Below are 19835 nucleotides of genomic sequence, written 5' to 3'. Positions count from 1 at the left end.
GCCCTGCACATTGGTTCGTCTTGTTCAGTTTTCAAAGGTCTTTGTCACTCACTTCTCTCAAGCGACAACTATATTAGTATATCACAGTCGCTTTCGCTTGTCAACACTTTTTTGAAACTTTTTTAAAACTTTTTTCATCAAGTGTTACATCCGCAACATACCATAGTCCGTACGGGATTCGAACCCGTGTTACCGCCGTGAAAAGGCGGTGTCTTAACCCCTTGACCAACGGACCAGAGTTGTTATTTTCAACTCTTACTATTATACCGACTTTTTGTTTTTTGTCAACTACTTTTTTAAACTTTTTTTATTAATTTTACAACAGCTTCAGTTCGAGCTGTATGTGGGAACATATCGACCGACTGGATATAATGAAGATCATAGACTTCTACTAAACGCACCAAATCACGAGCCAAGGTCGAAACATTGCAAGAAATATAGACCATTTTTTCTGGTACATAAGTAAGAATAGTATCTAATAACTTATCATCCAGACCTGTACGTGGTGGGTCCACAATCAGAGCATCTGCTCGGTAGCCTTCCTTGTACCAACGAGGAATAATCTCTTCTGCCGTTCCAGCTTCATAATGAGTATTATCAAATCCCATTCTTTTAGCATTTCGCTTGGCATCTTCAATGGCTTCTGGAATAATATCCATACCTCTTAGTGTTTTAACTTTCTTTGCGAAGGCAAATCCAATCGTTCCAACTCCACAATAAGCATCAATCAAATGGTCTTCTTTATTTACATCCAAGGCTTTTACCGCCTCGTTATAAAGAACTTCTGTTTGTTCAGGATTTAGTTGATAGAAAGCTCGAGGAGATAATGAAAATTCATAATCGAGTACACCTTCTTGAATACTCTCTTGTCCCCAGATAATCTCTGTCTTTTCACCATAAATCTCACTGGTTTTAGCTGTATTTGTATTAACAGCTACTGTCACAACTTCTGGGAAATCTTTAACTAAGTCTTTTACTAGTTGGGTTAAATTAAGCTGACGATTTGTAACAATAATAATCTGAACCTGTCCAGTCTTTCTTGCTCGTCGAACCATTATAGTTCTAACACCTAGAACTTTTCTCTCATCGGTGATTGGAATCTGGTGATAAGTAAGCAATTCTGCTAGGCGATTAGCAATCACTTGGGTTTCCTTATCTTGTACTAGGCAGTCTTTCAACTCTACCAAATAATGAGAGTTTTGTGCATATAAGCCCACCTTGACCTGATTTTTAAATTTTCGAGTCTGAAATTGTAACTTAGCACGGTAGTACTTTGGTTCCTGCATACCAATAGTTGGACGGATTTCATAGTTTTCATATCCTGCAGGAGCAAATTTTTTCAGCGCTTGATGAAGTAAATCTGTCTTGAACTCTAGCTGCTTATCATAATGCAGGTGCATGATTTGGCAGCCTCCGCACTCATTGTAAATAGTACATGCTGGCACAACACGGAATTTAGACTTCTTGTTGACCTTCAGTAATTTTGCCTCAACAAAGTTGCGTTTAATAGAAGTAATCTGACAATAGATATCTTCTCCTTTGAGAGCACCAGGCACAAAGACTAATGTTTTTTGATAAAAGCCGATTCCCTCACCATTAATTCCCATGCGCTTGATTTTTAATGGTATTTTTTGTTTCACTTTCAGATTCATACCCCTATCTTATCACATTTTGAGTTATAATAGAACTATGAAAATCACAAAACTTGAAAAGAAAAAAAGACTCTATCTGATGGAGCTTGATAATGGCGACAAAAGCTATATTACTGAAGATACAATTGTTCGTTTTATGTTATCGAGAGATAAGGTGATAAGCCAAGAAGAATTAAAAGAGATTCAGAACTTTGCTCAATTTTCTTATGGTAAGAATCTTGCCCTCTACCACCTATCCTTTAAAGCGCGCACTGAAAAAGAAGTCAGAGAATATCTAAAAAAATACGATATCAATAAAAACATCGTTTCTCAAGTCATTGCTAATCTTAAAGAAGATAATTGGATTAATGATAGCCAGTACGCTTATGCTATTATCAATGCCAATCAACTTTCAGGAGACAAGGGGCCTTATGTACTGAGTCAGAAACTAGAACAAAAAGGAATTTCAAAATCTACTATAGAAGAGATTCTGAAAGAATTTGATTTTTCGGAAGTTGCTCAACGTGTAGCTAATAAACTATTGAAAAAATATGAGGGAAAACTTCCAGCTCGTGCCTTGCAAGATAAGATTCTCCAAAACTTGACCAACAAGGGCTTCTCTTACTCTGATGCTAAAAGTGCCTTTGACGACTTGGATAGTCAAGTCGACCAAGAAACGACTCAGGAACTCATCTTCAGGGAACTTGATAAGCAATATGCTAAGTATGCCCGAAAATATGAAGGATACGAACTTAAACAGCGTTTAACCCAAGTTTTAGCACGAAAAGGCTACGATTTTTCGGATATAGCAAGCGCTCTCAGAGAATATCTTTAATATTTTCATGTAAAATTCACAGATTTTAGGTAATTTTATGGTACAATAGTAAACGATAAACTTATAAATTGTAGAAAGTTGGTTAGTTATGAAGCTTCCAAAAGAAGGCGACTTTATTACAATTCAAAGTTATAAGCATGATGGGAGTCTCCACCGAACTTGGCGGGACACCATGGTACTAAAAACAACAGAAAACGCCATTATTGGTGTCAACGATCATACACTGGTTACCGAAAGTGATGGTCGTCGTTGGGTCACTCGAGAACCGGCTATTGTTTACTTTCACAAGAAATATTGGTTTAATATCATTGCCATGATTCGTGATAACGGAATTTCCTACTATTGCAATATGGCTAGCCCCTACTATCTGGATGAAGAAGCACTGAAGTATATTGATTACGATTTGGATGTTAAAATTTTTACAGATGGGGAAAAACGTCTCTTGGACGTTGAGGAGTATGAGCGTCACAAACGCAAAATGAATTATTCTGATGACTTGGACTATATTTTAAAAGAACATGTCAAAATTCTTGTTGATTGGATTAACAATGGACGTGGTCCTTTCTCAGAAGCCTATGTCAACATTTGGTACAAGCGCTATGTAGAACTAAAGAATCGGTAAAGTTGTCAAACTGGGGTTAAGGCCCCGGTTTTTTATTTTAAAAACCCAGCTTGACAGCTGGGCTTATTCTTATATATCTAATTTAGTAACAGTAAATTTGATATGGGAATAGTCTTTTTCAACATCCTTATCCAGCAAGAACGCTGTGGCGTCCTTCTTAACTTGAACCAGGTCAATATTCTGGGCTTGTGCTGCATAGATGCATCCACAATAACATTGACGATAGATATCATACTCTTCACACATCTCTACTGAACGTTTGTAGCCTTGATTTTTCTTGAAATCACTTGGAAGATAGTGGGTTGTGTAAATTTTTTGCACATCGATTCCGATGCTGTTAATGGTTTGAGAATTCTTATGAGGACTGATGGTTAAAGCCGAACCAAAGTAGTCAAAACCTAAATCCATAGCCACTTGCGCTGTTTTATCCAGGCGGTAGTCAAAGCAAACCTTACAACGATCACCACCTTCAGGTTCTTCTTCCAAACCTCGAACCAGTTTACGATATTCGTTAGGTTCATAAGGAGCTTCTAGGTATTGAACGTTATTGCCAGTTCGCTCATTGAAATCACTGACAAACTTTTTAGTCACATAGGCACGCTTATGGTATTCTGCCTTGGGATGGATATTAGAATTGGCAAAATAGATGGTCACGTCTGCATACTTAGTCAAATATTCTAGGGTATAGGTACTGCAAGGGGCACAGCAAACATGCATGAGAATGGTTGGCCGTTGCTCATTTTTCTCCCATACTTGTACCATCTTCTGCATGACACGGTCATAATTAATCTTCTGATTGGGGTTCATCTTGCTCAGAATTTCTTCTACATCGATCATGTTCTTCTCCTTTTTCTAGTCTTATTTTATCATATAAGTTAAGAGAGCTCAAATCAATTTAGAAGTGAATAGCATAAAAAGGAGGAATAGGCATTCCCTCCTTTTGTGTTTTTTATAAGTTGTTTTCTATAGAAAGCTTACATCATGCCGCCCATCATGCTTGGATCCATTGCTGGAGCCGGAGCTGCTGGTTCTGGTTTATTGGCTACGACTGCTTCCGTAGTCAAAATCAAGCTGGCTACAGATGCTGCATTTTGTAGAGCTGAACGACTCACTTTAACTGGGTCGATAATCCCTTGATCAATCATGTTAACCCATTCGCCAGTTGCTGCGTTGAAGCCTGTACCAACTTCAGCATTTTTCAAACGATCGATAACGATAGAGCCTTCAAATCCTGCATTGTGGGCGATTTGACGAACAGGTTCTTCCAAAGCACGGAGAACAATATTGCGGCCCGTTGCTTCGTCTCCTGTCAATTCCAAATCAGCCACGGCTGGAATAACATTGACAAGGGCTGTTCCACCACCTGCAACGATACCTTCTTCAACAGCTGCACGAGTAGCGTTGAGGGCATCTTCAATGCGGAGTTTCATTTCTTTCAACTCAGTTTCAGTTGCAGCTCCGACCTTGATGACTGCTACACCACCTGACAATTTCGCCAAGCGTTCTTGCAATTTTTCACGGTCAAATTCAGAAGTTGTGGTTTCGATTTGAGACTTGATAACTGCAACACGGTGAGAAATCGCTTCAGGATTTCCAGCACCTTCTACGATAACAGTGCTATCTTTGTCCACAGTTACTCTCGCTGCTTGACCAAGAGCTTCAATTGTCGCATCTTTCAACTCAAGACCAAGATCTTCTGTGATAACTGTTCCGCCTGTTAAGATGGCGATATCTTCAAGCATGGCTTTGCGACGGTCACCAAAACCAGGTGCCTTGACTGCTACCACATTGAAGGTTCCACGAATCTTGTTCAATACAAGGGTTGGAAGAGCTTCACCATCTACATCATCCGCAATAATCAAGAGTGGACGATTGCTTTGGAGAATGCTTTCTAGGAGTGGCAAGATTTCTTGGATATTTGAAATCTTCTTGTCAGTAATCAAAATGTATGGATTTTCAAGATCAGCTACCATTTTTTCGCTATCTGTCACCATATACTGTGAAAGGTAACCACGGTCAAACTGCATTCCTTCCACAACTTCAAGTTCTGTTTCCATACCGCGTGACTCTTCGATAGTGATGACACCATCTTTGCCAACTTTCTCCATGGCTTCAGAAATGTATTCACCGACTTTTTCAGAACGAGAAGATACAGCTGCAACTTGAGCGATAGCTTCTTTATTAGCAACAGGGATGGCATTGTTTTTCAAGGCTTCAACTGCTGCGGCAACTGCTGTTTCAATCCCACGACGAATGCCGATTGGATTTGCGCCTGCTGTGACGTTTTTGATTCCTTCGCGGACGATCGCTTGAGTCAAAACAGTTGCAGTTGTAGTCCCGTCACCTGCGATATCATTTGTTTTTGAAGCTACTTCTGATACCAATTTGGCACCCATATTTTCGAAATGGTCTTCCAACTCGATTTCTTTGGCAATGGTCACACCGTCATTGGTAATCAAAGGTGAACCGAATGATTTTTCAAGAACGACATTCCGACCTTTTGGTCCCAAGGTTACTTTAACAGTGTCTGCAAGGATATCGACACCACGGACCATAGCTGAACGAGCATCAGATGAAAATTTAATTTCTTTTGACATACTTACTTTCTCCTTCTATTCTTCAATGATAGCCAAGATATTAGCTTCGCCAACGATGATGTACTTTTCATCGCCATCTTTGACATCAAGACCTGCATGGGCTTCAACTAAGACACGGTCGCCAGTCTTAACGCTTGGGGCAACCAAATCACCGTTCAAGGTACGAACACCTTGTCCAGTAGCTACAACTTGGGCTGTTTTTGTTTTTTCTTGGGCTGAGCCTGCGAGGACAAAACCTCCAACAGTTTGTTCTTTTTCTTCGATTTTCAAGACCACACGGTCTCCTAATGGTTTCAACATCTGCTTTCCTCCATGATAAGATAGATACTATTAGCACTCTTTACACCCGAGTGCTAATCCATAGTTCTATTGTATCACTTGGTCAGAAATAGTCAAGGAAAAAGTCTGACTTTCTGAGGATGAATAGATAAATTTCTTTATCCTAATTTTGCATTTTAATAATGTAGAATTTTAACGAACATGATTTATGGAATTAGTATTTTCGTTAATTCTTTTATAAAAAATACCGAAACTCTAAATCCTTATATTACGCATATATAAAAAACAACGATTATAAACCGTTGCTTTTTTACATACTATTAATATTTCAATCCTGGATTGAAAAATCCTAAGGCTACTCCTACAAGTGCAATAACTACCAATAATAGCATCACCCAATTTGGAGAAACTTTCTTTTTAGCCATCAGCCACCAACATAGAACAATAAAACCTGCTGTTAAAAGACCTGGATAAACACCATCAATCTTTTCTTGTAAGTTTAAAAATGTTTCTCCATCTCCATTTTTCAGCTCTAGCGCCGTAGTGACAGATACCCAAGTTGCTGCAACAGCTCCTATGACCATACCACCAACAACACTAATTGATTTTCTTAGCGCCTGACCTTTAGGACCTACTAAAAATTCTACTGCTTTATCTCCAAGTTCATATCCTTTAAAATAAGCAAAACGCATTCCAAGATAGACTAATAGATTCCATGCAATAATATAGAATATTGCACCAGAAATATTTCCTCCTTTAGAAAGACCTAGAGCTATCCCCAAAAGAACAGGAATTAATGTTCCTACAATAAGTGAATCTCCAATACCTGCAATAGGCCCCATTAGACCGGCTCGCATTCCATTGATGGTCTCACTATCTACGGCATCTCCATTTGCACGCGCTTCTTCCAAACCAGCTGTTATCCCAACTACTAGAGAACCCAACTGCGGCTCAGTATTAAAGAATGCTGTGTATGTTTGCATAGCTTCTTTTTGTTCTTCCTTAGTATCATACATTTCTTCTACAATTGGAAGCATAGAAGTTAAATATCCAAAAGTTTGCATATGTTCTTGAGAAAAACATGTCAGATGTCCATAGAACCAGTGGTGAAATGATTTTGTCAATGTTTTTCTTGATATTTTTTTTCGACTCATTCTAAATATCCTCCTCTTCATCAAATCCCATATCACTGACAACTGCTGTCGTACGGGCAGATTTAATAACTTCTAATTCATAATAAATTACTGCAAAAATTAATGACACAACACCACTTGCTACTAAGTTCAATCCTAAAGATTTTGCTAACGTGAACCCGACAAAGAAAGGAATAAAGTCTGTTGTTTTTGTAACAATTTGTTTCAAAAGTATTGCAATACCCACACATGGAAGGAGTGCTCCTACAGTAAATAGAGACTTCATTACAAAACCATCCATCGGAAGATATACTTTCATAAGATCAACCATATCTGGTCCAAATTTTGTAATAATCATTGTTGGTAAGAAAGAAAAGATAAAATGTGAAATCCAAGGATATACCCAATCAACAGCATATAACTTCTTAAAATCACCTTTCTCTACAGCTTTCCATCCAATGTGTTGCCAAAGCAAGTTCATAGTAGCTGTACCATAGAATAAAACAGTTCCAATTGTTCCAACCGCGGCTCCAATTGGCGCTGCTGCTGCTGCAATCGCCACTTCACCTGAAATATTATTTGCATGAACAAATAGGATAGATAACGGAATTCCGATATAAGAAATTGCCCGTACATCGGCCGATACAGTTCCACCAGGTGTCACTAAGGCAATATATAATACCTGTAAAGCCACACCAACGATTACCCCTGTTGTTATATCTCCTAATATTAAACCTACAATTAAACCACCAACTAATGGACGCCCCAAAGTATAGTTACCAATACTGGATCCCCCCATACCTGGCATCGATGCTAAACTTGCAAACAATCCTAAAAGAGCTGCTTGAATCCAAGAAATTTCCATCATTTTGTCTCCTTATTTCATTATTAAAATCCAAATTTTGATTTAAAATCACTCCAATAGCCAATAGATACATCTGGTAATAATTGGAATCTAACTTTATATCCTGCTTTTTCAATTGCTTCTAGTGCAACTGCTTCCTCTTGAGTAATTGATTGATTATTTCCCAACTTGATAGCACCTGGTCTATCGTTAGCAGGTCCTACAATAATTTCTTTAACATCTCCTGGAATAAAGCCCTGGTCTACTAAAATTTCTTTCATATCAATTGGATTTTTAGTAATCAAAAAATATCTACTATCCGATTCTGTTACTTTAGATGATTTTTCTTTAAACGCTTCCTTTGTCCAAACAAATGTTTTTTTATCTGACGCACCTTTATATGCCTGAATTAAAACCTTATTAGATGCAGCAGCGTCATTTACTGCAATTAATCCATCACATGGATGTTCTTTTGCCCATCTAGTGACTGTTTGTCCATGAATCATTCTATCGTCAATTCGTACAAATGTTACTACCATAATTTTTTATCCCTTTCCTTATATAACTAAATATCGTCTTCTTCATTAAGATTATCATCTGATCCGACTTCAAATTCTTGTAGAGCCGATGATGATTCGTTTAATATCGTAGAAACAAGTTCACTTCCAGTCAGAATGTCTTTCATCACCACTGCTGTAAGTGCCATTGTTAAGTTCATACCTCCCAAAATAGTTGCATTCTCTAATTTTCCAAATTCTTCTAATACTGTTGCAACAGTTGTTAAAGGACTTCCCCCAACAATATCTGCTAAAACAAGAACCGAATCATTTTCATCCAGAGATGCAATAACATTCTTGACCTCTACAGAAAAACCTGCAAGACTTTCTCCATCTTTTAAGCCAATCGCTATGACATCATCTACCTTATCCGAAGCAAACATAGAAAGAGATGATTTCAATCCCTCTGCGAGCCCTCCATGACTGACTAATATCAAATACTTCATATTTCCCTCCTTTTATTGATTTTATTCTATCATCCTTATCTTCACTTTATAATTGTTAAATGTCACAAAAGTTTATTGATAAATGTCAATAAAAAAATGACAAATGTCAATAAAGACATCTGCCATGTTCGTATTATTTAAGAAATAATAATCTTGATATCTATTTAAGGGTTCCTATATCTAGTTCTTTTTGTAACTTAATAAGACTACCTTCAATATCCGTGTTATTTTCATCCATAGATAATGCTTCTAATCTTTCTTCTATTCCAACCAATGATTTTGAATCTATTCCTTTTGAAATAGTTGTAATTGAATTTTTCATTATATAATCCAGTGAAGTAGTCGTTAAGGCATTCTGACCAATCATTCCTTTCTTCATCAACTCTTCACTCTTCAAACTAGTTACTACCTCTGGTAATACTGAGCTTCCTTGACCCTTATTAAATAAATTTTGTTGAATTTCACGATTAATTGTTAAAAATTCTATAAACGATACGGCAAGGTTTGAATTGCGAGAACGCGAAGAAACCACGTATAAGGAAGTATCTGTTACAGTAGAACGAATGTCTTCCTTAGTAGTTGGCAATGAAATACATGTCCAGTTAAAATTTGTATATTTGGCCACATGATAAGGAAAAGGTTTATATGTTCGATATTGTGCCAAACTCATTGGATAAAAGGCCACATGCCCTTCATCAAAATCTTTATAGGTTACTTTGTAACGTCCGTTTAATTGATTCAATCCCCTTATATAGGATAAAGCATCCTTCATTTCTGACGAATCTATACGAGGAATACCACTCTCAGAAATAGTAACACCAAAGGCCGCTAGAGATTCTTTCCAACTATATCCTGTTATCCCAAATTGATCAACGATTCCATCTCCATCGGTATCTTTTGTAACTTTTTTACTAATCTCATAGAGATCTTTCTGCGTCCACCCTACTTCAGGAATTTCAATGCCCTCTCTTAAAAGTAAATCTTGATTTACACACATCAACATGGGATTGCTTTCATATGGAAGACCGTATAAATCATCTCCGTATTTTGCTGCCTGCAAAGATACATCATAGAAATTAGAGGCATCTTCTTGAGACAGATAGGAATTTAGTTTTTTTAAAATACCTTTTGATGCAAATAAAGATAATTGGTCGCTTGATAATAGAAATACATCCGGTTCAGAACCTTTTAAAATTTGACTTGAAATCCAATTAGAATACTCCTCCTTAGGAATACCTGAATCATATACAATTTTAACCCCTGGATGAAGCTCTTCAAATTTCTTAATAGCCTCATCTAGTACATAGCTGTTATTCCCTGTAGGAATTCCCCAACTAGAATCAGAATAAAAACCCAGCCTAATAATCTTTATCTGCTTGTTTTCCCAAATAAGAAATAAACTCAAGCAACTTAGCACAAACAGTATCGCTAGAAACAATTGCTTTAATTTCATTTATCCATTTCCTTTGAAAAATTCTTTTGTGTCACACCTGTTTGTACAGCCCATATGGCTAACTGTGTCCTATCTCTCAAATTTAGTTTTGAAAGAATGATAGAAAGGTAATTGCGCACTGTTCCCTCGGATAAAAAAAGATTACTGGCAATTTCCTTATTTGATTCTCCAAATGCCACTTGCTGAATAATTTTCCATTCTGTCAGTGATATATTTTCAATATTCTCTTCCTTCACAGTAATAGAAAAATTGGTCTGTGCCATCTGCGAGAACAATTGAAATACCTTACTAGCTATATTAGGATTAATCATAGCTCCACCTTTATACACTGTCTGAATGGCTTGATATAACTCGTCGGTTGAAACTCCTTTTAATAAATAGCCAGATGCACCATATTTTAAAGCACTAAAAATGAATTCGTCGTCATCAAATGTTGTTAAGATTATAATTTTTATATTTGGAAAAAGTTTTTTGATTTCTTTTGTAGCCAATACTCCATCCATTCTGGGCATTCTAATGTCCATTAAAATTATATCCGGTTTTACAGTCATAATGTTATCCATAGCTTCGATACCATCACCAACGACGGATACAACATCAATATCAGCATATACTGATAAAATGATCTGCAAAGACTCTCTAATTAACGCCTGATCATCTGCAATCATTACCTTTATCATATACTTCACCTCCTATTTTTGGAAAAACTATTTTAGTGTAAAATCCTTCCCTATTTTCAAAATGAATAGAACCACCTAAAATAGAAACTCGCTCTCTCATTTGTTTCAAGCCATACCCAATTTGTAAGTCGTCAAAACCTATTCCATTATCGTGCAAAACTATTATGTTGTTATCCTCACTCATAAAGCGAATGCTCATTTTACTAGCATGTCCGTGACGAACAGAATTTGTCATAGATTCTTGTATAATCCTAAAAATAGTATCTTCCTGCATAACATCTAAATCAATATTCCCCCATTCATATTTTAGATCGACAGAGAGTTTTGATAGAGACTCATACTCACTAATCATTAATATTAGAGCATCTTTTAAACCATTATTTTGCAAAGCTCCTGGTCTTAGTCTATGTAATGATCCCCTAACATCTTTGATCCCCTCTCTAACTGCATTTGAAACATTTTTCAACTGTTCTTTAGCACGGATAGGATGAACATCAATTAGTACAGAAACAGCATCAATCCCTGCTGAAATTCCTGTCAACGCATGACCTAGAGTATCATGAATTTCCCGAGCAATTCTTTTCCTTTCTCGATCTTCAGCGATTTTCTCTGATAACGATATGTAATGATTCAATTCAGTGTTGACTCTAGATAACATTTTAAGCTCTTCCTCAATATTATGGTGCTCTTTAATCACGTATAGGATATAAGACAATAAAGAGATGATGAAAATAATAACGTTTAATGACGTCAATGCATTTTCTAAAAATAACACTACACCTCGTATGGACGATGGGTAAAATTGGATATAGGTAGAAAGAGATGGAACTTTTATAAATAGTGACAAGATTTCATAGTCTGTTAAAAGTAACATTAAAAAACTCAAGAAAATAAAAATAATCCAAGAACGTTTACTATCAGAGTCTTGAAACTCTCTTGAACTATAGAATATATCAGCAAAAACTAATAATATTATTCCATTGTATGACAGATTTTGTGACCATATAACACCAATCATTAATACTATTTCAAACAAATTCCATTTTGAAAAAATTGGCCATTTTTTCTCAGTTGAGTACATTTTATAGGTAGATATAAAAATAATACCGACGAAAAAAATAATTGAATACCAAAAAATCTGGTCAGGTGATTTTGAAATATTATTTAATTCTCCCAATAAGAGTATCATCTGTCCCTTTGAAATTACATAGTTTGTAATCTGTATATACAAAGCTCCATTGTATATAATGGTTAGAAAATTAATTAATAAAAGTAAAATTATAGAATACTGGACACCTTTTACCTGTTTCATTACTGCCACCCATTAATATCAAACTGAATTATATTATTTTTATCAACAAATTGTACAGGTATAGTATATAATTCTTCAACTTCTTCTTTTTTTACTAATAAATCTATTGTTTCCGATACTTTTCTACCCATATGAGATGGAAATTGAGCAACCGTTCCCGTAACTTCATCTGTTGTAGCTAATAAATGCTTCATATCTGGTGAACCATCTATTCCGTAAATAAGTTTTTTTGAAGTTACTTTCAATTCTTTAATTGCTGCTAAAGCTCCTATAGCTGCTCTATCATTTAAAGCCACTATAGCATCAAATTGTAAACCTTCAGATAACGCATCACCTACAGTAATCATAGCATACTCTGTTTGACCAACCGTTTCTCTTTCTGAGATAATTTGATAATGTTCTTCTGATTTTATTGTATCCAAAAAACCAGTTATTCTCTGATTAGCTGATAGAGCATCTTTGTGCGTTAACAAAAGAATATGAGCATTTGAGGTACGTTTCATCAAATCCTTGGCAATTAATATCCCAGCATGGTAATTATCAGAAACTATGCTCGTATCAACTTTTATATTATTCAACTGACTATCTACTGCTATAACTCTAATTCCAAAATTCTTTGCCCTACTTAACGCTTCTACAATTTGCTCGCTATCACTCTTAACCGGATTAATAACAATAACATTCACTCGCTTCTCTATAAACTCATCAATTTGTTTACTCTGTTTTTCTTCACTCATCTCTGCATCCCGAGTATACAATATCTGACCTTCTGAATCAGAATAGCGTTGAATCTCATTATGTAAATGTCTATAAAATTCACTATTCATCGTCATATAAGTCGCTCCAACTTTTATTTGTCCCGGAATAGGATCTGTCTGACTCACATGAGTATAAATCGCAAAAACAAATACGACTACTGTACAAAATATAATTTTGACGATTGTTCTTGTATATTCTCTACTCATTCCAACCTCCAAAAAGTTTCAACTAGTTCATTGTAACACATTTAGACATTATAAAAAAGCCTAAGAGCAACTCAGACTTTTCAATGTTTAAAATGGTAATTCTTCCTCTTCCAGGACCAAATCTGCCAAATCCTGCCCAGCGTTATTTTCTCGCATAGCACGTTGGGCACGACTTTCCAGAAGTTGGAATCCTGTAACAAGTACTTCGGTCACATAATTCATTTGACCATTTTTCTCAAAACGACGGGTACGCAATTCCCCATCAACGGAAATGAGACTACCTTTGGTTGCGTAGCTTGCCAAAGTTTCTGCTAGTCTGCCCCATAGGACCATATTGACAAAATCAGCTTCACGTTCACCGTTTTGGTCTTTGTAACGACGGTTGACAGCGATAGTTGCTCGCGCTACTGACTTGTCATTGTTGGTTTTGTGCAATTCCGGTGTAGACGTCAAACGCCCAATCAAGATAACTTTATTATACATATTTTTTCCTCCTACTTATCTATTCGTAGGAAATCAAAAAAAGTTACAGAAATTTGTAACTTTTCGAGGAAATTTTTTAGTTTTTATGAACCATGAATCCTGTCGCTTGTTGATTGGCCATAATGGTCATATCTGTAATCTGCACACGACGAGGTTGACTGGTCACATAGACTACTGTGTCTGCAATATCCTGAGCTTGCAAGGCTTCGATTCCCTGATAAACCGTCGCAGCCCGCTCTTTGTCACCATGAAAACGTACTGTAGAAAAATCTGTTTCAACGATTCCCGGTTGAATAGTCGTCACCTTGATATCCGTTGCAATGGTATCAATTCGCAGTCCATCTGAAAAGGTCTTAACTGCTGCCTTGGTAGCTGAGTAAACAGCTGCACCCGCATAGGCATAGATTCCTGCGGTTGACCCCATGTTGATGATATGTCCTTGATTGGCTTTTACCATTGCTGGCAAGAAACAGCGAGTGACTGCCATCAAACCTTTGACATTGGTATCCAGCATGGTCAGCATATCCAACTCTTCATAGTCCTGATAAGGTGCTAAACCTAGAGCCAGTCCGGCATTGTTGACCAGAATATCAATCTGACCTATCGTTTCTATAATATCAGAGCAGACATCCTTTACCATGTTCATATCCGTGACATCTAGCGGAAAAGTCCAGACAGTTTGATTTGGGAATGCTCCTGCAAACTCAATTTTTAAGGCTTCAAGTCTGTCTATCCGTCGTCCTGTTAGAACGACATTTTCACCCTGCTCCAGATAAGCACGCGCAATTGCTTCACCAATACCTGATGTCGCTCCTGTAATCACAACATTTTTTGCCATCTTATTTCCTTCTATCTGGTCTATCAGATACTGACAATTTCTTAGGCAGTCCAGTGTTTAGCTGGATCAAATGGAGTTCCAACAACTTGGTCTTCTGATAATTCAATAATACCACGTTTTTGCGGAGCATTTGGCAGATGCAATTCACGAGGACTGCACATCATGCCAAAACTCTTTTCACCACGAAGTTCGCCTGGGAAAATGAGATTGCCTTTTGGCATCATAGCTCCAGGAAGAGCGACAATGGTTTTCAACCCCACACGCGCATTGGGTGCTCCTGCAACGATTTGCACTGTCTTATCACTTGCGACTGCAACTTGGCAGATGTTGAGGTGGTCACTATCAGGATGGGCTACCATCTCAACGATTTCACCAACAACAAACTTAGGCTCTTTATCATTGATAATTTCTTCTTTAAAACCTTCCGTTTGTAATTCTTGGTTCAAACGAGCGACTTGCTCATCTGATAAAAAGACTTGACCTCGCTCTGCAATTTCAAACAAACTTGAAACTTCAAAAATATTCCACGCCACTGTTTCCCCATTATCTTTGAGGAAAACACGAGCTACCTTGCCTTTGCGTTCCACATCTAGTTTGGCATCTCCGCTGTTTTTCACGATGACCATAAGGACATCACCGACATGTTCTTTATTATATGTAAAAATCATTGTTTCCTTTTCTCCTATTTCAGTCCTGCTAAAAAGTCATTAATTTGTTGCTTGCTTTTACGATCGCGATTAACAAAACGACCAATTTCCTTGTCTTTTTCTAGAACAACAAGGCTAGGGATTCCATAAACATCCCAGAGTTTGGCTAAATCTATATACTGGTCTCGGTCCACTCGAATAAAGGTGAACTCAGGATTGGTCTCCTCAATTTCTGGCAAGGCAGGATAGATATAACGACAATCGCCACACCAGTCTGCCACAAAAAGGAAGACTTTCTTGCCATCTTTTTCTACTAAAGATGCCAATTCTTCTAAACTTGCTGGTTGTATCATAAGACTTCCTCCTCATAGACTAGGTCTTCATTTTCATAGACAAAGGTATAATGACGGCCATCCTCAAAAATGACGCCACCAACCAAGCTCTCTAGACTGCTTTCATAGACTTGAACATAGAGAGTCGCAATTTCCCCCATATCTGAAAAATGGTCTCGCACAATCTCTGTCAACTCTTCCTGAGTCTTCATGAGCTTACGGTCATCTGCAACTTTTTTCGTAGCAAGGGCAAGACTTCCAATACCAAGCAAAGCCAAGCCTGCCATCCACATTTTTTTAGCTTTCATACCATTCATTTTAACACAAAAAAGGCTTTAGGACAAATGAGGAAGCAGCAGAAAAGCAAGTAAAAAGCCTCTTCCTTTAAGGAAAAGGACTTCTTATACTCAATGAAAATCAAAGAGTAAACTAGGAAGCTAGCCGCAGGTTGCTCAAAACAGCGTTTTGAGGTTGTGGATGAAGCTGACGTGGTTTGAAGAGATTTTCGAAGAGTATGATTCTTATTGCCAGGCGCCTGAGTTGCCAACGTAGTAACCATCAGGTGTGTAAGTATTACGAAGCATCTTACCTGATGAAGCTAGATAATACCACTTGCCATTATCTTTGACCCAATCATTCGCTAGCATGGCACCAGAAGAACTTACATAATACCAGTCTCCCTTGTCATAAACCCAAGTGCTTGCTTTCATAGCTCCTGAAGTTGATAAATAGTACCACTTGCCTTGGTCGTAAAGCCAATCACTAGCAATCATGGCTCCTGATGATTTAAAGGCATACCAGTTGCTACCTTGATAAAGCCAAGTTTGATTGAACATGACTCCTTTATCATTCATAAAGTACCAAGTTCCCTTGTCATAAACCCAATCCTTCTGCACTAATTGACCTTGTTTTTGATAGTACCAGTTTTGGTTTGATTTTAGCCAGCTTTCTGCTTTTACAATCGGATAAAGTTCTTTGAAAGATCCTCCATCATATTTATGACTGATAGATTTTAGTTTTTCAAGTTTCAACTCGCCATTGCCATAGTCTGCCCAAGCAAAGACTTTTTGACCATTGACAGTCTCTGGTAAGGTAGCAGTGTAAGTCTTGGTTTGATAGTCCCATTTTGTATCAAGGTAGGTGTATTGATCATTTGATTCTTTAATACGGTAGTAGCCTCTCTTTCCACTATCATTATGAATATCATCCACAACTTTCGTTGACCAGGTCTTTACTTCGTTTCCGCTCTTAGCCTCGACCTTGATATCTCCTCTATAGCCATATGGAACATAGAAATTCAGGTAACGCCCTTCTATACCCATCATAGACTTGTCCTTTTCTTGACCTAGAAAATTGACTGTCTGATCTTGACCATCGAGACTAACTGTCCACTCGATTTTCTCGGTTTTTGGCAAATCCAAGACTTTGATATCCACTTCATGACCATTGTTAAACCGAAGAATCTTGCCATCTTGATACTGTACTCCACACTTAACAACCCATTCTTCTTTAAGCTCAAATGCCTGCCCTGAATGTGGAAAAGCCAGTAAAGCTAGACCAGCTAGAGACAAACCAAATAGTGTGATTTTTTTCATCGTAGATCCTCCTTAGGATTTTTTATGTTAATTATATCACTATATTTTTATTTTGCAAATCATATCCTAAATATGCAAGTAAAAAACCTCTGAGATTCTTCTCAAAGGTTCTGATTTGGCTAATTGCTGTTCTCAACTGCTGCAGTGACAAAGGCAGTGTAGAGTTCTTCTGGACGATTTGGACGGCTTGACAGTTCAGGGTGATACTGACACGCTACAAAGAATTTATTTTCAGGAATTTCCACAATTTCTACCAAACGATTGTCTGGAGAAACTCCTGAAAAGACAAAGCCTGCTTCCTCAAACTGCTCACGGAAGGCATTGTTAAACTCATAACGGTGACGGTGGCGGCGTTGCACCACTTCTTGATTGTGATAAGCAGCTGCTGCCTTAGAGCCACGTTTCAACTTAGACGGATAAAGTCCCAAGCGAAGAGTTCCCCCCATATCCTCAACATCAATCTGATCACGCATGATATCAATGATAGGATATTTTGTTTCTGGTGCAAGCTCTGCAGAATTGGCACCTTCAAGTCCTAAAACGTGACGAGCAAATTCGATACAAGTTAACTGCATTCCCAAGCAGACACCTAACATTGGAACATCCTTTTCACGCGCATAGCGGATGGCTTGGATTTTCCCTTCAGTACCACGTTGGCCAAAACCACCTGGTACGATGATTCCGTCCGCATCAGACAAGAGCTCTGCCACATTCTCTGCTGTCACATCATTGGCATTGATCCAATTGATTTTCACTTCTGCGTCGTTGGCATAACCAGAGTGTTTCAAGGCTTCAACCACAGAAATGTAGGCATCTTGCAACTCAACATACTTACCGACAAGGGAAATTTTAACTTGTTTCTTAAGGTTCATGACCTTGTCCACCATAGCTGACCACTCTGTCATATCCGCTACAGGTGCATCTAATTTCAAATGATCACAGACAATTTGGTCCATACCTTGTGCCTGCAAGTTCAATGGAATTTGGTAAAGGTGTTCGACATCTAAAGACTCGATAACAGCCTCTGGAGCTACGTCACAAAACTGGGCTAGTTTGTTTTTAATTCCTTGACCAGCTGGCTCTTCTGTACGAATAACCAACATATTTGGTTGGATTCCCAATCCACGCAATTCTTTTACAGAGTGTTGGGTTGGTTTGGTCTTCATTTCACCAGCAGCCTTGAGGTATGGAAGCAAGGTTGTGTGGATGTACATGACATTATCCGCCCCCACATCTGCCTTCATCTGACGAAGGGCCTCTAGGAATGGCAAGGACTCGATATCTCCTACTGTTCCACCAACCTCTGTAATAATGACATCAGAGTCGGTCGTTAGAGCGGCACGCTTGATTTTTTCTTTTAAAGCATCTGTGATATGAGGGATAACCTGAACAGTTGCCCCAAGGTATTCTCCACGGCGTTCCTTACGAAGAACTTCACTGTAAATTTTACCAGTTGTCACGTTGGAATATTTGTTAAGATTGATATCGATGAAACGTTCATAGTGACCCAAGTCCAAATCTGTTTCAGCTCCGTCATCTGTCACAAAAACTTCCCCGTGCTGGTAAGGACTCATAGTTCCTGGATCAATATTGATATAAGGGTCAAATTTTTGAATGGTTACTTTGAGACCACGATTTTTCAAGAGACGACCCAGACTTGCTGCGACAATCCCTTTCCCAATAGACGATACCACACCACCAGTTACAAAAATATATTTCGTAGACATAGATTCCTCTTTCTAAAATGCTCAAGGTCTTGTCAACTACGAGGGGACATAGAAAACAAGACCCTACTAATAAGAATAATCTGGAACGACTGCACCAGATTCACAACCAAAATACAAGAAGATAACTTCTTGAAAAAACAAAAATAGCTCCCTAAGAACTAGGGAGCCCCGACCTCTAAAAGAGGTGCCCGAACAATATAATACCTAAAAATAGGATAATTGTCAATAGCTAACTTTTATTCCTCGATGTTTTCAGAATCATCGTCTGAAAACTCGTCGTCTTCTTCGTTGAGATCCACGTCTTCACCCAAGTCATCAGGAGCAATCTCGTTGATTTCTGCATCGTAAGCTTCCACTTCGTTTTTCTCATCATCTGGATTTTCATCATCGTATGAAAGAGCTGGATCTGCTTCGTATGCATCTTCGTCTTCTGGATCATCCGCATTATAGTCAATAGCATCTGAATCACCATCCATGAAGGCATTGACACGTTTTTTCTTAGCTTTTGGTGCTACTTCATCGTCGTCATTTTCTTCAAGAGCGATGATTTCTTCGTCGATTTCGTCTACACCATACCATGAACGAAGCCCCCATTTGTTGTCTCCAAGTGAGATGAAGCTACCGTCAAAGTTCAACTCTGTGTAGAACAAAGGCAAGGCTTCACGGATATCGCTGTTTGATGTTCCAAGGTAGTTTTGAATTTCGTTTACAAGATCGCTAAAATGCATCTCATGGTCGCGACCACGAAGTTCCAAGATAGCACGCGCTACCTCAATCATAGATAGTTCACTTTTTTCTTGCCCAGCAAATACTTCTAATTCCAAAGCGTTTCTCCTCATTTATACTACTATCGCCAGAG

General features: G+C 37.9%; 22 protein-coding genes and 1 tRNA gene. 2 read left to right on the top strand and 21 right to left on the bottom strand.

Annotated features, from left to right (window positions below):
* Positions 1-163: 163 nt before the first annotated feature.
* Both O3650_RS06545 and rlmD read right to left on the bottom strand, forming a co-directional pair.
* A tRNA-Glu gene (locus tag O3650_RS06545) sits at positions 164-235 on the bottom strand.
* Positions 236-296: 61 nt separating this feature from the next.
* Entirely contained in the window at positions 297-1652 is a 1356-nt protein-coding gene (gene rlmD / locus O3650_RS06540; RefSeq protein WP_371491816.1) for a 23S rRNA (uracil(1939)-C(5))-methyltransferase RlmD, read from the bottom strand.
* Between the two features lie 37 nt (positions 1653-1689).
* On the opposite strand from rlmD, the gene recX reads away from it, so the two are divergent.
* Positions 1690-2466, top strand: a complete 777-nt coding sequence (gene recX / locus O3650_RS06535) for a recombination regulator RecX (RefSeq protein WP_265479476.1) — start codon at positions 1690-1692, stop codon at positions 2464-2466.
* A gap of 88 nt (positions 2467-2554) precedes the next feature.
* The gene (locus O3650_RS06530; protein ID WP_000775316.1) at positions 2555-3088 is read left to right on the top strand and encodes a DUF402 domain-containing protein; all 534 of its coding nucleotides are present in this window, start codon (positions 2555-2557) and stop codon (positions 3086-3088) included.
* 69 nt (positions 3089-3157) lie between these two features.
* Here the strand turns inward: O3650_RS06530 and O3650_RS06525 are convergent, their stop codons facing one another.
* From O3650_RS06525 to rpoE, 19 genes are all read right to left on the bottom strand, one after another.
* Entirely contained in the window at positions 3158-3925 is a 768-nt protein-coding gene (locus O3650_RS06525; protein ID WP_265479477.1) for an epoxyqueuosine reductase QueH, read from the bottom strand.
* Between the two features lie 137 nt (positions 3926-4062).
* Positions 4063-5685, bottom strand: a complete 1623-nt coding sequence (groL, locus tag O3650_RS06520) for a chaperonin GroEL (protein WP_000031580.1) — start codon at positions 5683-5685, stop codon at positions 4063-4065.
* A gap of 15 nt (positions 5686-5700) precedes the next feature.
* Positions 5701-5985 (bottom strand): co-chaperone GroES, encoded by a 285-nt coding sequence (gene groES / locus O3650_RS06515; protein ID WP_000917330.1) that lies wholly within the window; start codon positions 5983-5985, stop codon positions 5701-5703.
* A 299-nt stretch (positions 5986-6284) separates the two neighbouring features.
* Complete coding sequence (locus tag O3650_RS06510) at positions 6285-7139, bottom strand: PTS system mannose/fructose/sorbose family transporter subunit IID (RefSeq protein ID WP_033683132.1); 855 nt, start codon at positions 7137-7139, stop codon at positions 6285-6287.
* Entirely contained in the window at positions 7120-7962 is an 843-nt protein-coding gene (locus tag O3650_RS06505; protein WP_078238001.1) for a PTS sugar transporter subunit IIC, read from the bottom strand. Before O3650_RS06505 ends, O3650_RS06510 begins: the two co-directional genes overlap by 20 nt.
* 23 nt (positions 7963-7985) lie before the next feature.
* Entirely contained in the window at positions 7986-8480 is a 495-nt protein-coding gene (locus O3650_RS06500; RefSeq protein WP_020903146.1) for a PTS sugar transporter subunit IIB, read from the bottom strand.
* A 26-nt stretch (positions 8481-8506) separates the two neighbouring features.
* Positions 8507-8944: a PTS sugar transporter subunit IIA gene (locus O3650_RS06495; protein WP_020903145.1), complete on the bottom strand. Its 438-nt coding sequence runs from the start codon at positions 8942-8944 to the stop codon at positions 8507-8509.
* A 160-nt stretch (positions 8945-9104) separates the two neighbouring features.
* Positions 9105-10397: an ABC transporter substrate-binding protein gene (locus O3650_RS06490; RefSeq protein ID WP_173234931.1), complete on the bottom strand. Its 1293-nt coding sequence runs from the start codon at positions 10395-10397 to the stop codon at positions 9105-9107.
* Entirely contained in the window at positions 10394-11077 is a 684-nt protein-coding gene (locus O3650_RS06485) for a response regulator transcription factor (RefSeq protein WP_020903143.1), read from the bottom strand. The genes O3650_RS06490 and O3650_RS06485 overlap by 4 nt, the downstream gene beginning before the upstream one ends.
* Positions 11052-12389, bottom strand: coding sequence for a sensor histidine kinase (locus O3650_RS06480; RefSeq protein ID WP_020903142.1), 1338 nt, complete (start codon positions 12387-12389; stop codon positions 11052-11054). The genes O3650_RS06485 and O3650_RS06480 overlap by 26 nt, the downstream gene beginning before the upstream one ends.
* Positions 12389-13354, bottom strand: coding sequence for a substrate-binding domain-containing protein (locus tag O3650_RS06475; protein WP_371491815.1), 966 nt, complete (start codon positions 13352-13354; stop codon positions 12389-12391). Before O3650_RS06475 ends, O3650_RS06480 begins: the two co-directional genes overlap by 1 nt.
* A gap of 87 nt (positions 13355-13441) precedes the next feature.
* Positions 13442-13837, bottom strand: a complete 396-nt coding sequence (locus O3650_RS06470; protein WP_000282442.1) for a single-stranded DNA-binding protein — start codon at positions 13835-13837, stop codon at positions 13442-13444.
* Positions 13838-13913: 76 nt separating this feature from the next.
* Complete coding sequence (locus tag O3650_RS06465; protein ID WP_261068498.1) at positions 13914-14675, bottom strand: SDR family NAD(P)-dependent oxidoreductase; 762 nt, start codon at positions 14673-14675, stop codon at positions 13914-13916.
* 41 nt (positions 14676-14716) lie between these two features.
* Positions 14717-15343, bottom strand: a complete 627-nt coding sequence (gene ytpR, locus O3650_RS06460; RefSeq protein WP_219967175.1) for a YtpR family tRNA-binding protein — start codon at positions 15341-15343, stop codon at positions 14717-14719.
* 14 nt (positions 15344-15357) lie between these two features.
* Positions 15358-15675, bottom strand: a complete 318-nt coding sequence (locus O3650_RS06455) for a thioredoxin family protein (protein WP_000615776.1) — start codon at positions 15673-15675, stop codon at positions 15358-15360.
* A complete protein-coding gene (locus O3650_RS06450; protein ID WP_001013974.1) occupies positions 15672-15971 on the bottom strand; it encodes a DUF4651 domain-containing protein in 300 nt (99 codons plus the stop codon). Before O3650_RS06450 ends, O3650_RS06455 begins: the two co-directional genes overlap by 4 nt.
* Positions 15972-16175: 204 nt before the next feature.
* Positions 16176-17249 carry an N-acetylmuramoyl-L-alanine amidase family protein gene (locus tag O3650_RS06445; protein ID WP_219967176.1) on the bottom strand — a complete coding sequence of 358 codons (1074 nt, stop codon included), beginning with the start codon at positions 17247-17249 and terminating at the stop codon, positions 16176-16178.
* A 119-nt stretch (positions 17250-17368) separates the two neighbouring features.
* On the bottom strand, positions 17369-18976 hold the full coding sequence (locus tag O3650_RS06440) for a CTP synthase (protein WP_371491814.1): 1608 nt from the start codon (positions 18974-18976) through the stop codon (positions 17369-17371).
* A gap of 236 nt (positions 18977-19212) precedes the next feature.
* Positions 19213-19800 (bottom strand): DNA-directed RNA polymerase subunit delta, encoded by a 588-nt coding sequence (rpoE, locus tag O3650_RS06435; RefSeq protein WP_031227756.1) that lies wholly within the window; start codon positions 19798-19800, stop codon positions 19213-19215.
* Positions 19801-19835: the final 35 nt, after the last annotated feature.

The sequence above is a fragment of the Streptococcus sp. 20925_1_24 genome (genome assembly GCF_041432335.1).
GTDB classification, from domain to species: Bacteria; Bacillota; Bacilli; order Lactobacillales; family Streptococcaceae; genus Streptococcus; species Streptococcus mitis_BM.
Note: the sequence above shows the minus strand (reverse complement) of the source record. Positions and strands in the feature narration are given on the sequence as shown.

Coding starts and splice junctions, on each gene's coding strand:
- O3650_RS06505 (WP_078238001.1), bottom strand. CDS start 7,962: ATGGAAATTTCTTGGATTCAAGCAGCTCTTTTAGGATTGTTTGCAAGT.
- ytpR (WP_219967175.1), bottom strand. CDS start 15,343: ATGATTTTTACATATAATAAAGAACATGTCGGTGATGTCCTTATGGTC.
- O3650_RS06485 (WP_020903143.1), bottom strand. CDS start 11,077: ATGATAAAGGTAATGATTGCAGATGATCAGGCGTTAATTAGAGAGTCT.
- groES (WP_000917330.1), bottom strand. CDS start 5,985: ATGTTGAAACCATTAGGAGACCGTGTGGTCTTGAAAATCGAAGAAAAA.
- O3650_RS06495 (WP_020903145.1), bottom strand. CDS start 8,944: ATGAAGTATTTGATATTAGTCAGTCATGGAGGGCTCGCAGAGGGATTG.
- O3650_RS06500 (WP_020903146.1), bottom strand. CDS start 8,480: ATGGTAGTAACATTTGTACGAATTGACGATAGAATGATTCATGGACAA.
- O3650_RS06530 (WP_000775316.1), top strand. CDS start 2,555: ATGAAGCTTCCAAAAGAAGGCGACTTTATTACAATTCAAAGTTATAAG.
- O3650_RS06490 (WP_173234931.1), bottom strand. CDS start 10,397: ATGAAATTAAAGCAATTGTTTCTAGCGATACTGTTTGTGCTAAGTTGC.
- rlmD (WP_371491816.1), bottom strand. CDS start 1,652: ATGAATCTGAAAGTGAAACAAAAAATACCATTAAAAATCAAGCGCATG.
- O3650_RS06470 (WP_000282442.1), bottom strand. CDS start 13,837: ATGTATAATAAAGTTATCTTGATTGGGCGTTTGACGTCTACACCGGAA.
- O3650_RS06450 (WP_001013974.1), bottom strand. CDS start 15,971: ATGAATGGTATGAAAGCTAAAAAAATGTGGATGGCAGGCTTGGCTTTG.
- O3650_RS06480 (WP_020903142.1), bottom strand. CDS start 12,389: ATGAAACAGGTAAAAGGTGTCCAGTATTCTATAATTTTACTTTTATTA.
- O3650_RS06445 (WP_219967176.1), bottom strand. CDS start 17,249: ATGAAAAAAATCACACTATTTGGTTTGTCTCTAGCTGGTCTAGCTTTA.
- groL (WP_000031580.1), bottom strand. CDS start 5,685: ATGTCAAAAGAAATTAAATTTTCATCTGATGCTCGTTCAGCTATGGTC.
- recX (WP_265479476.1), top strand. CDS start 1,690: ATGAAAATCACAAAACTTGAAAAGAAAAAAAGACTCTATCTGATGGAG.
- O3650_RS06440 (WP_371491814.1), bottom strand. CDS start 18,976: ATGTCTACGAAATATATTTTTGTAACTGGTGGTGTGGTATCGTCTATT.
- O3650_RS06510 (WP_033683132.1), bottom strand. CDS start 7,139: ATGAAGAGGAGGATATTTAGAATGAGTCGAAAAAAAATATCAAGAAAA.
- O3650_RS06475 (WP_371491815.1), bottom strand. CDS start 13,354: ATGAGTAGAGAATATACAAGAACAATCGTCAAAATTATATTTTGTACA.
- O3650_RS06465 (WP_261068498.1), bottom strand. CDS start 14,675: ATGGCAAAAAATGTTGTGATTACAGGAGCGACATCAGGTATTGGTGAA.
- O3650_RS06525 (WP_265479477.1), bottom strand. CDS start 3,925: ATGATCGATGTAGAAGAAATTCTGAGCAAGATGAACCCCAATCAGAAG.
- O3650_RS06455 (WP_000615776.1), bottom strand. CDS start 15,675: ATGATACAACCAGCAAGTTTAGAAGAATTGGCATCTTTAGTAGAAAAA.